Origin of the sequence: Microbacterium sp. UBA1097 (assembly GCF_002313585.1) — a bacterium.
Classification (GTDB): Bacteria; Actinomycetota; Actinomycetes; order Actinomycetales; family Microbacteriaceae; genus Microbacterium.
In genome coordinates, this window is the sequence record NZ_DCBW01000010.1 from 62,338 (window position 1) to 73,632 (window position 11,295).

12 protein-coding genes are annotated in these 11,295 nt (G+C 66.3%); all 12 read right to left on the reverse strand.

The annotated features are described in order from the left end of the window. Positions 1-43 precede the first annotated feature (43 nt). On the reverse strand, positions 44-1,609 hold the full coding sequence (locus tag B4F19_RS02705) for a Rieske 2Fe-2S domain-containing protein (protein ID WP_228178736.1): 1,566 nt from the start codon (positions 1,607-1,609) through the stop codon (positions 44-46). A gap of 77 nt (positions 1,610-1,686) precedes the next feature. Then, the gene (gene nusB / locus B4F19_RS02710; protein ID WP_228178737.1) at positions 1,687-2,121 is read right to left on the reverse strand and encodes a transcription antitermination factor NusB; all 435 of its coding nucleotides are present in this window, start codon (positions 2,119-2,121) and stop codon (positions 1,687-1,689) included. A gap of 13 nt (positions 2,122-2,134) precedes the next feature. Then, on the reverse strand, positions 2,135-2,695 hold the full coding sequence (gene efp, locus B4F19_RS02715; RefSeq protein WP_228178738.1) for an elongation factor P: 561 nt from the start codon (positions 2,693-2,695) through the stop codon (positions 2,135-2,137). Positions 2,696-2,885: 190 nt separating this feature from the next. Then, complete coding sequence (gene aroQ, locus B4F19_RS02720) at positions 2,886-3,347, reverse strand: type II 3-dehydroquinate dehydratase (RefSeq protein ID WP_292732699.1); 462 nt, start codon at positions 3,345-3,347, stop codon at positions 2,886-2,888. Between the two features lie 4 nt (positions 3,348-3,351). Beyond that, positions 3,352-3,840 (reverse strand): GNAT family N-acetyltransferase, encoded by a 489-nt coding sequence (locus B4F19_RS02725; protein WP_292732701.1) that lies wholly within the window; start codon positions 3,838-3,840, stop codon positions 3,352-3,354. A gap of 68 nt (positions 3,841-3,908) precedes the next feature. After that, complete coding sequence (aroB, locus tag B4F19_RS02730; protein WP_228178745.1) at positions 3,909-4,985, reverse strand: 3-dehydroquinate synthase; 1,077 nt, start codon at positions 4,983-4,985, stop codon at positions 3,909-3,911. Beyond that, entirely contained in the window at positions 4,982-5,533 is a 552-nt protein-coding gene (locus B4F19_RS02735) for a shikimate kinase (protein WP_228178747.1), read from the reverse strand. The genes aroB and B4F19_RS02735 overlap by 4 nt, the downstream gene beginning before the upstream one ends. After that, entirely contained in the window at positions 5,520-6,764 is a 1,245-nt protein-coding gene (gene aroC / locus B4F19_RS02740) for a chorismate synthase (protein ID WP_228178748.1), read from the reverse strand. Before aroC ends, B4F19_RS02735 begins: the two co-directional genes overlap by 14 nt. Before the next feature lie 4 nt (positions 6,765-6,768). Continuing rightward, positions 6,769-7,608: a shikimate dehydrogenase family protein gene (locus B4F19_RS02745; protein ID WP_228178750.1), complete on the reverse strand. Its 840-nt coding sequence runs from the start codon at positions 7,606-7,608 to the stop codon at positions 6,769-6,771. 1 nt (position 7,609) lies between these two features. Beyond that, positions 7,610-8,896, reverse strand: coding sequence for an endolytic transglycosylase MltG (gene mltG / locus B4F19_RS02750; RefSeq protein WP_292732704.1), 1,287 nt, complete (start codon positions 8,894-8,896; stop codon positions 7,610-7,612). Positions 8,897-9,275: 379 nt separating this feature from the next. After that, positions 9,276-9,749, reverse strand: a complete 474-nt coding sequence (gene ruvX, locus B4F19_RS02755) for a Holliday junction resolvase RuvX (RefSeq protein ID WP_228178752.1) — start codon at positions 9,747-9,749, stop codon at positions 9,276-9,278. Further along, a partial coding sequence (locus B4F19_RS02760; RefSeq protein ID WP_292732706.1) for an alanine--tRNA ligase-related protein occupies positions 9,746-11,295 on the reverse strand: 1,550 nt, incomplete at its 5' end. The genes ruvX and B4F19_RS02760, both read right to left, overlap by 4 nt.

The following is an 11,295-nucleotide window of genomic DNA, read 5'->3' on the forward strand; positions in this document are numbered from 1 at the left end:
GGTGTTAAAGGTTGCTGTAGTCCGAGCCTACCGGAAGCGCTCGTCAGGGAATCGCAGGCGCGTCAGCCGTCTCGATGATCCGCTGTGACCGGATGGGATGCCCCGTCGTGGTGAGACACTTGCCGCTGGCAAGATCCCACTTCCAGTCGTGCAGGGAACAGGTCAGTACGCCGTCCTCGATCTTGCCGGTCTTGGTGAGGTCGGCCCGGAGGTGCGGGCAACGGCGCTGCACGACCCAGTCCTCGAGCTGCACATCCTCGGTCTGATCTGACTGCTCCGCGTACCAGTTCTCGACGTACTCGATGCGGTCACGCGACAGACACTTGAGGAACGTGGTGAGAAACTCGTTGAATTTGCCGCTGCGACCGACCGAGAACTGCATCGAGAGGAAGATCGAGTTGGACCAGTCGATCTCGTGGTCGGCGATATTGGTCGAGACGAGGTCAGCCGGAATCGTGTACCAGTAGATGCACTCCTCCCCCGCGTACTCGCGAACCTTCGCCTTGGGGAAGTCGACGACCATATCGAGTTCGCCGATGCGGAACCGGACGTTGCCACCGACGCCATCGCGGATCGTCCGGGCCCGCCGCAGGAGCGGCTCCCACCATTCCTTGATCGCCGCGAGCATTTCCTGCGGCGGGAGTACTGTCGCACGCCGCGACTCCTCGGCGCGGACCTCGTCCTGCCGACTGTCGCGCTGCTCGGCGAGGTAGGTCCACTTGTCGTGGAAGATGCGCTCGATCTCGGCATCGGTGTACAGCGTCTGGGTGATCGTCACGTCGGAGCCCACGATGTCGACTTGGGTTCCGGGGATGAAGAGGTGACCCGCCTTGTCAGGCCGCTCCGCGCGCAGGTGCTCGAGGAACTCTGCCTGATCGGTGAAGATCGAATCGTTCTCAAGCCCGGTGCCGTTGTAGCGGAACAACTCTTCGCGCAAGAACATCGGCGGTCCCGCCATCGGGAAGACATGCCCGGCGTCGACCTTGTCGATGTAGTACATCGCGCGCTTGTTCTGCGCGTCGCGCTTGAGCTGCGCGAAGTGTTGCTTCGAATCCTGCGGCAGGTCGTAGACCATGGGCCACCAGATGGCTCCGGAGACTTGGGTGAAGTACGCGTCCGGGCGACCGAAGGCGAGCAGCTTCTCGAGGTCCAGCGGATGCGAGTCGTTCTGGTTCAGGATGCTGGCGGTGCCGTCGTCCACCGACAGCGACGAGTCCCCGATCGGGCCGTCGGAGGGGGCGCGCAGCGGCGTGATCATGAGCGTCATCTCACCGAACGTCACCGGGACGCCGGCTTCCGTGCGGACGATGTTCGTGTAGCCGAGGTCGATCAGGTCGCGTTCGAGGTCATCTGTCGGATACTCCGGCAACAGCACGGGGATGTCGCGGCGGACGTACCGGTGCAGCATCCGGGGATCGAAATGATCGCGATGCCGGTGAGAGATGTAGAGGAAGTCAGCGGCGCCGAAACGCTCCCAATCCAACCCCCGGTTGTCAGGGAACGGGAACCAGGATCCGAAGAACGACGGCCCGATGACCGGGTCGCACAGGATCGAACCTCCCGTGGTCTCGATGAACATGCCGGCATGTCCGAGTCCGGTGATGCGCATGGACGCTCCTCTCCCGAGACGAGTGTAGGCGGCTCCTGCGCGTCGGCAGTGGGATCACGCCGTGCAAATGCGGCGGGTCAGTCGAGCTTTCCCGTGGCAGTCTCGCCCCCGCGCGCCACACGACCGAGCACACCGTGCACGAACGCGCCGGAGTCGTCGGTCGAGAACTCCTTCGCGAGTTCCACCGCCTCATCGATCGCGACGGCGGCGGGAACGCCGTCGTTGTAGACGATCTCCCACGTGCCGATGCGCAACAACGCGCGGTCGACGGCCGGCATTCGGACAAGCGTCCAGCCCTTCGCGGCGGCCGTGATCGCCTCGTCGATCGCCGGCGCATTGTCGATCACACCGTCGACGATTTCACGGGCGTACAGCCACGACGCCTCGCGCGCCGGTTCGGACGCGGCGCGACGGGCTTCTGCGGCAAGTGTCAGCGCGACATCCTCACCGCGGACGTCAGCTTGGAACAGGATGTCCAGCGCACGCTTGCGCGCCTTCGAACGTGCACTCATCGGTGCTGTCGCGTCAGTTGACGCGGCCGAGGTAGTCACCCGTCCGGGTGTCGACCTTGACCTTCGTGCCGGTCTCGAGGAACAGCGGGACCTGGATCTCGTAGCCCGTCTCGACGGTTGCAGGCTTTGTGCCGGCCGACGAGCGGTCGCCCTGCAGACCCGGCTCGGTGTAGGTGATCTCGAGCACAACGGATGCCGGCAGGTCGAGGTAGAGCGCGGTGCCGTTGTTCATCGCGATGGTGACCTGCTGGTTCTCGAGCATGAAGTTCGCCGCGTCGCCGACGGTGGCGGCGGGCACGTTGATCTGGTCGTAGTCGGTCTGGTCCATGAACACGAAGCTGTCGCCGTCGTTGTACAGGTAGGTGTAGTCGCGGCGGTCGACGTTCTCGATCTCGATCTTGGCGCCGGCGTTGAAGGTCTTGTCGACGACCTTGCCGGTCAGGACGTTCTTGAGCTTGGTGCGCACGAATGCGCCGCCCTTGCCCGGCTTGACGTGCTGGAACTCCACGACGCTCCAGAGCTGTCCATCGATGTTGAGGACGACGCCGTTCTTGATGTCTGCGGTGGATGCCATGAGGGGGAAGTTCCGTTCGTGTGCGTGGATGCCGTGCGCCAGTCCGCGGCCGACATCCGAGTCTACGGGAGTCCCGCGCCCGCCCGCACGCGCGCAGATCCGGCATCCGTGAAACACAACCTGGCGCGAGAGACGACAATCCGCCTCACGCGTCAGGTTGTGTCTCAGCGCGTGGGCTCGGTGCGAGCGATCAGCCGTCGGCCCTGCCGGTGAGGATGTCGATGAGGAGCGTGGTCGCCCGCGCGTAGCCGGGTACGCCCTCGCCGATCACGTGGACGGCGGCGATGTCGCGGATGTAGGAGTGGTGGCGAAACTCCTCGCGTGCGTACACGTCAGAAATGTGGACCTCGGCGACGGGAAGCGCGACGCCCGAGAGAGCGTCACGTAGCGACACCGACGTATGAGTCAACCCGCCGGGATTGATCACGATTCCGGCGCAATCCTCTCGAGCTGCGTGGATGGCGTCGATGAGCACGCCCTCGTGGTTCGACTGCAGTGCACGCACCTCGAAGCCGGATGCGGCGGCCGTCCGCGAGACGAGAGCTTCGACATCCGCGAGTGTCTCTCGTCCGTACACGTCGGGCTCGCGGGTCCCGAGCAGATTCAGATTCGGTCCGTTGAGCAGCAGGAGCCGGCGAGGAGTTGACGTCACGGTGTCACTCTATTGCCCGGCGCATTTCGAGCTCGGGCCCGATCGAGCTCACGAGCGTGACGCCGGTCGGTGTGAATCCGATCCGCGCATAAGCACGCTGTGCGCGCAGATTGTCACGGTGGACATCCAGTGTCAGAGCGTCATGCCCGCGTTCTGCGGCCCATGCTGACGCGGCGTCAATGAGATCGCCGAGCAGTCCCCGCCCGCGGAGTCCGGGGTCGATGTACACGCCGACCACATCTGCGCGCGGCGCCGTGAGGGCGCGGCCGAGGTGGTCGATGTCGCCGGAGGCACGCAGCAGCACGGTCGCGGTGCCGATCCAGCGCTCACCGGCAGCGATGGCTACGAACTGTGCAGCATTCTCGCCGAGGGCACCGCCTGCCGTTCGCTCCCGCCAGAAGGAGTCTTCTCGGGCGAGTTCTTCGTCTTGGGTGGTGAGGAATGCCAGCGCCGCGTCCGGGTCGCCGGTCGCACGGATACGCAGGTCGCGCACGTCTGCCCATTCGTGCAGCTGGACTCGACGTACTTCGTATTGCGCTGCCGGACGCGGCAGGTCGCGCACTACTCGGCGACCTCCTGATAGGCGGCGAACAACAGGGATTCGTCGGGGGCCTGCAACACCGTCGGACGCGCGATGTCGTCGAGGACGATGAAGCGCAACATGCTCCCCCGCGTCTTCTTGTCGCGTTGCATCGTCGAGAGCAGCTGCTGCCATGCGCCCGCTCGATAGGTGGTGGGCAGACCGAGCGAGGTCAGGATGTCGCGGTGTCGCTGGGCGGCATCGTCGGAAAGGCGCCCGGCAAGCCGAGAGAGTTCAGCGGCGAACACCATGCCGATCGAGATCGCGGCCCCGTGGCGCCACTGATACCGCTCGGTGTGCTCGATGGCGTGACCGAGGGTGTGACCGTAGTTGAGGACCTCGCGAAGGCCGGCCTCGCGCAGGTCCTCGGAGACCACTCGCGCCTTCATCCCGATCGCCAGCTCGATACACCGTCGGAACGATGCGGATGCCGGATCTGTGGCGGCATCCGGGTCCTGCTCGATCAGCTCGAGGATCTCCGGATGCCAGATGAAGCCGGCCTTCACGACTTCGGCGAATCCCGCGACGGTCTCGTTGCGGGAGAGCGTTTCGAGGAGGTCGAGGTCGCAGACGACGGCGGTCGGTGGCCAGAAGGCGCCCACCAGGTTCTTTCCTTCGGCCGTGTTGATGCCGGTCTTTCCGCCGACCGCCGCGTCGACCATGCCGAGTACCGTCGTCGGGATCTGGACCACGGCCACCCCGCGCAGCCAGGTCGCCGCGACGAAGCCCGCGAGATCAGTGACCGCTCCCCCGCCGAAGCCGACGACGGCATCGGTGCGAGTGAAGTTCGCCTGCCCCATCACCTGCCAGCAGAACGCGGCTACCTCGACGCGCTTGCCGGCCTCGGCGTCGGGCACCTCGGCGAGAAGCACCTGTCGCTCCCCTTGAAGGCGTCCTCGGAGTTCCTCGGCCTGTGCTGACAGTGTCGGCGGGTGCACGATGAGTACCCGCTGGGCGGCTGCCGGGAGGGCCTGCGCAACCGAATCCAGGATGCCGCGCCCGATCGTGATGTCGTAGGGGTTGTCGCCGGTGACGGCGATCGTCGTCGGAGGGGTCATGACTGTTCCTTCGCGGTGTCGCATGGTTCGGATGACGCTGCACGCGGGCGTGCCCAAGCGACGATCTCGTCCACAACGTGCTGCAGGGGGCCGGTCGAGGTGTCGATCGTGATGTCGGCGACGCTCTCATACAGGGGACGACGCTCCTGCCAGATGCGCCGCCACCGCTCCATGGGGTCCTCACCGGTCAGGAGCGGGCGCGCGGTTCCCTGAATCCGCCCCGCCACGACGCGAGGGTCGACAGTGAGCATCACGACATCGCATGTCGCCAGATCCGCACGAGTGTCGGCATTCAACACTGCACCGCCGCCGAGCGACACGACAACACCGCCCCACCCAAGGGCGTTCTGGATTGCCTCACGCTCCCAGGCACGGAACGTCGACTCGCCGTGGGTTTCGAAGATCTGCTCAATCGGCCCATGCTCGCGCTGGATCACGGCATCCGTGTCGATGAACCTGATGCCCAACGCTTTGGCAACGCGACGGCCGATGCTCGTCTTTCCCGCCCCCATGGGGCCGACCAGAACGAGCGGGCTAGTGGGAGCCATCGCCGGTGAGAACCGCGGCATCCAGCAGCGAGTCGTCGCTTTCCGCGCTCGTTCGCAGCGTTCCAGGAATCGCGTCGAGGTAGGACTGCAGGTTGCGTCGTGTCTCAGCGACACTGTCGCCGCCGAACTTCTCAAGCACGACATCAGCGAGCACGAGGGCCGTCATGGCTTCAGCGACCACGCCGGCTGCCGGGACCGCGCACACGTCCGAACGCTGGTGGTGCGCGCTGGCGGTCTCGCCGGAGGCGACGTCCACAGTCCGAAGCGCGTGCGGAACCGTGGCAATCGGCTTCATGCCGGCCCGGACCCGAAGCACCGTGCCGGTAGACATGCCGCCTTCGGTGCCTCCGGCGCGATCGGTGGCCCGGGCGATGCCGCCGTCGGTGGCGAACAGTTCGTCGTGGGCTTCCGAGCCCCGCCGCCGCGTGGTCAGGAATCCATCGCCGACCTCGACGCCCTTGATCGCCTGAATGCTCATGAGCGCTTGCGCTAGCTTGCCGTCGAGCCGGCGATCCCAGTGCACGTGGCTGCCGAGCCCCGGGGGGAGCCCGAACGCGAGCACCTCGACGACACCGCCGAGGGTGTCGCCGGCTTTCCGTGCGTCATCGACTTCGGCAACCATCCGCGCTGAGGTCTCCGGATCGAAGCAGCGCATCAGGTCGGCATCCAGTGCCTCCACGTCATCCGGCGTGGGCAGCGGAGCGTCCCGGGGAGCTTCGACCGGGCCGATACCCACCGTGTGAGAGACAAGACGGATGCCGAGCTCTGCCAGGAACGCGCGGGCGATGGCTCCGAGCGCGACCCGAGCAGCAGTCTCGCGGGCGCTTGCGCGCTCCAAGATGGGCCGTGCCTCATCGAAGCCGTACTTCTGCATCCCGACCAGGTCGGCGTGGCCGGGGCGAGGACGGGTCAGTGCTGCTCCCCGACCGCGCGACCTCTCGGTCAGTTCGACGGGCTCAGCGCTCATGACCTCGACCCACTTGGGCCACTCGGTGTTGGCGATACGCAGCGCGATCGGGCTGCCCAGGCTCAGGCCGTGCACGACGCCGCTGGAGATCGTGAGTTCGTCTTCTTCGAACTTCATGCGGGATCCGCGCCCGTATCCCAGCTTGCGACGAGCAAGGTCGGCCTGGATCTCTGAACGGGAAACGGGCACACCGGAGGGAAGACCCTCCATGACGGCAACCAGTTCGGGGCCGTGCGATTCGCCGGCCGTGAGCACGCGGAGCATTGGTCTAGTCTCCCACGAGGCTCGCGCGCATCGCGCCGACGACAGCCGACTCGTCGCGAAGCGGAACCGCTGGATCTCCTCCGACGAAGATCCGCACCTGCAGTACCGCCTGGTGCAGCAGCATCGCTTCGCCCGTATAGATGTCACGGCCGGCGCGCAACCAGGCTGCCTGAAGTGATGTCATCCCCTGCCCATAGACCACGTCGAACAACGGCCCGCCGCCGGAGGCAAGCGCGTCGGCGTCGGCCTCGGGCACCACCGCACCGCCCGGCAGTGCCGCAATCGTCAGATCGACCGGTACGGGCTCTGGTCGCGTGAGCGGGACCCCGTGAACGGACAGGCCCAGCCGTTCGCCGATCTCGCTGAGCGCGGCGACAGCTTCGGGCCGGCGCGCTGCAACCTCGATCTGGTCCGCACCGAGCTCGGCGACAGCCACGAGCGCGGATGTCGCTGTGGCGCCTGCCCCGACGATCCGGACGTGGCGCAGCTCGGCGATCCCGCAGTCAGCGAGGGCACTGACTATTCCGCCGACGTCAGTGTTGAAGCCGGAGGGCCCAGCGCCGGTCAACAGCAGCGTGTTTACTGCTCCCGTGAGCTCCGCGCGCGCGTCGCGGGTCACGGATGCCGCGAAAGCTGCTTCCTTCAGCGGGTAGGTGACCGATAAGCCTCGAAAGGTGTCGTCGAGCGAGGCCAGTTCTGTGGCGAACCCCACCGCCGTGACCCGGCGGCATCCGTAGGACCAGTCCAGGTCGAGTACGCGGTACGCGGCGGCGTGTAACTGGGGCGACCGGCTGTGCTCGATCGGGTCGCCCCAAACCTCCAGACGCGGAGGACGATCCGTCACCTCAACATCCGGCGTCGGGGTTATCCGTGCACCACTGGCGCCACTGCTCGACGGCGGCGAGGTGGTCATCGTAGTTGGTCGTGAAGACCGTCTCACCGGTATTGAGGTTCACCGTGACGAAGTACAGCCAGGGGCCATCCTCGGGGTGCATGGCCGCGTCGATCGCGAGGTCTCCGGGGTTGGCGATGGGGCCAACCGGTAGCCCGTCGATGACGTAGGTGTTCCACGGATTGTCGTCGGTCAGAGCCTCGCCAGAAGAACTCACGGTCCCATCGTGCAGTTCGCCGTAGCCGTACTGGGCAGTCGAGTCCATCTGCAGCTTCATGCCCTGATCGAGCCGGTTCTGGATGACGCGCGAGACCTTGTAGAAGTCGGCTTCAAAACGGGCTTCGCGCTGGATGATCGAGGCGATTGTGAGGATGCGCTCCCGATCATCGACAGGCACGCCTGCGGTATCCAAGGACTGGACCGCGCGGTCGACGAGGGTCTGAATCACCTGCTGCGCTGTCACGCCCGGGTCGAACGTGTAGGTAGCCGGGAAGAGCCAGCCCTCCAGCGGCTGCCCGCCCGCGGCAACGACAGCCTCGTTGACGGGAACGCCGAAGACACTGGGGTCGGCCACTGCGGCTTGGAAGTCTTCAAGCGGAATCGCCAGGCTCTCCGAGAGGATCTGGATCGACTGGTCGACCGTGAGTCCCTCGCGTAGCTGCGCAGTGTTCTCCATCCTGTTGGCCGGGTCGAGAATCGCCTCGAGTGCGGCAGCTGAGGTCATCTGCTGCTGCAGACGGAACACCCCGGGTACAAACGGCGGATTCAAGTCTTCGGCGACGAGGTAGTCATAGAACGCGTCAGGCGTCTTCGTTACCCCGGCCTCGTAGAGCTTCGGTGAGATCGAGGCGCCGGTATCGCCCGAGACGATCGTGAGGAACGCCTCACCGGTGGCCATCCCCTCCTCGTACTCCTGCGGCTCCTCCCAGCCCAACACCTCGCGGATCTTGTCCTCGTAGTTCGACCACACCCACCAACCACCGGCCGCAGCACCGCCGACGAGCACGAGCACGATGATGAGGGCGATCCATCCACCGCGACGGCGGCGACGGCGTTCTGCGGGCGGAGGGGTCATGCCGATGTCATCCGTGGTGCGCTCTCCCGTGAAGAGGTCATCGAGGGTGCCGGCCGAGGCCGGCGCGGAACGATCCGCACGAGGGACGGATGTCGAGGTCGAGGTGAGAGTCTGGGTTGAGGCTGGCGGAGCTGCGACCGCGGCCCAGAAGAGCTCAGGTGGCACATCGTCGCTATTCGAGCCAGAGCCGGTCGCGCTCCTCGGCTGCGCGGGGAGCTGAGAAACCGACCCGGAGCTGCCGCTCGCGGCCGAGGCGCGCGCTTCGCGGGCTGCGCGTCGCGACGGCGGAGGTTGCGTGGGTAATCCCTCGGAATCGGGTACCGATGCTGGCTTTTCGCCCTGCGAGGGCGACGTCGGCTGACCGCTGCCCTGGTCCTGTGCGTGGTCTTCCGCCGCGGTGTCAGCGGGGTCGCCTTCGGTGTTCGCGGAAGATGACGGTTCTGACGATGAGGCTGCGCCTGCGGTGGGTCGCGAACGGCCGTCCGGGAGCTTCCCGAAAAGATCGGCGAACGGATCGTCGAACGGTGACGAATCGTCGGGCATGTCAGGCGGGCTCCTCGGCGGGGGGTAGTAGCGCACCCGGTGGGCGGCCGGTGCTCTTCTCGATGTCCAACGCCTGCTGCAAGAGCACGACGGCGGCAACCTGATCCACAATCGTACGAGAAGATCGGGTGTTTCTGCCGGACGCGCGTAGTGCGCTGTGCGCCGAGACCGTGCTGAGGCGCTCATCCAGCATCCGGATCGGAACGCCGATTCGCTCTCTCAGCTCGTGGGCGAAGGACTCTGCATCCTCGGTTGAGGCTGTGCGCTCTCCGCGGAGATTGATCGGTAGCCCCACGATGACTTCGAGCGGACTGACCTCGCGCACGAGGTCTATCAGGCGGCCGATCGTGCCGTCGCCGCGCGCAACCGTCTCAGTCGGCGTCGCGAGCATCCCGTCCGGATCGCACTGGGCGACCCCCACGCGGGCCTTGCCGACGTCGACGGCGAGACGGATGCCGCGGCGAAATCCGCTCACGGTCGGGGCAGCCCCGCCACGACATCATCAAGGGCCCGCGCCAGCGCGCTCACGTCGCTACCACCGCCCTGGGCAAGATCATCGCGTCCCCCGCCACCGCCGCCAAGTGTTGTCGCCGCAGCTTTCGCGAGGGGACCTGCCTTCACCCCGAGCGAGCGAGCCGCTTCCGTCGTCGCAACGATGACGACCGGTCGGTCGTCGACCTCGCCTCCGAGAGCCACCACCGCAGCGTCGGAACCGAGTCGCTCACGAACCTTCAGTGCGACGGCACGTACGTCGTCAGCCGAGCCCGCGCGTCCGAGGTCAGCAGCGACCACGGACAGAGCACCCACACGACGAGCTCCGGCAACGAGATCCGGAACCTGCTCACTCAGAGCCTTCGCCTGCAGCGACGCGATCTTCTTCTCGGCTGCCTTGAGGTTCGCGGTCAGCTCAGCGATGCGCGCCGGCAGCTGATCCCGGGGAGTCTTCAGCGACGAGGTCAGCTGTGAGACGATCGCCCGTTCGGCAGCGAGCTCACGGAAGGCGTCCGCCCCGACGAGCGCCTCGACGCGGCGATTGGCAGCGCCGACCGATGACTCGCCGATCAGGTTGATGAGGCCCACCTCGGAGCTGGTCGCGACGTGGGTGCCACCGCACAGCTCACGAGACCACGGACCTCCGATGTCGACCATCCGCACGGTGTCGCCGTACTTCTCTCCGAACAAAGCCATTGCTCCGAGCTCTTTGGCTTCGTCGAGGGCAAGTACGCGGGTGGTCACCTGGAGGTTGTCCCGCACGGCGTTGTTCGCGATCTCCTCGATCTCGGATTTGGTCTCGGGCGACAGGGCCTGTGTCCACGCGAAGTCGAAACGCAGGTAGCCCGCGCGGTTCAGCGATCCCGACTGCGTGGCAGACGAGCCGAGCGTGTCGCGGAGGGCGGCATGGACGAGGTGTGTCGCCGAGTGCGCCTGTGCTGCCGCACGACGATTGGCGGCATCCACGATCGTCGTCGCGGCAAGGCCCACAGCTACTTCTCCGCTGGTCACCTCCACGGTGTGACTCACCAGGCCCGGTACCGGCTTCTGCACATCGATGACGTCGAGCTGATAGCCCGGACCGACGATGATGCCCTTGTCGGCGACCTGACCGCCCGACTCGGCGTACAGCGCGGTCTCGGCGACGATGACCTCGGCTACCTGACCGGTGGTCGCGCGATCGACCGAGACCCCATCCACGAGCACGCCCAGGATGCGGGACTCGGTTTCAAGATCCGTGTATCCCGTGAACGTCGTCTCGCCGAGGGCGCGGAACTCGCGGTACACGGAATGATCGGCGATAGCGCGCTTGCGGGACTTCGCGTCGGCCTTCGCCCGCTGGCGCTGCTCCTGCATGAGCGAATCGAAAGCGGCCCGATCCACCGAGAGGCCTGCCTCTTCGGCGATCTCGAGGGTCAAGTCGATCGGAAAGCCGTAGGTGTCGTGCAACAGGAAAGCCTCGGAGCCCGGGATCTCGGCCTTACCCGCGCTCTTGGTCTCGGCTACGGCGAGATCCAGAATCGTCGAGC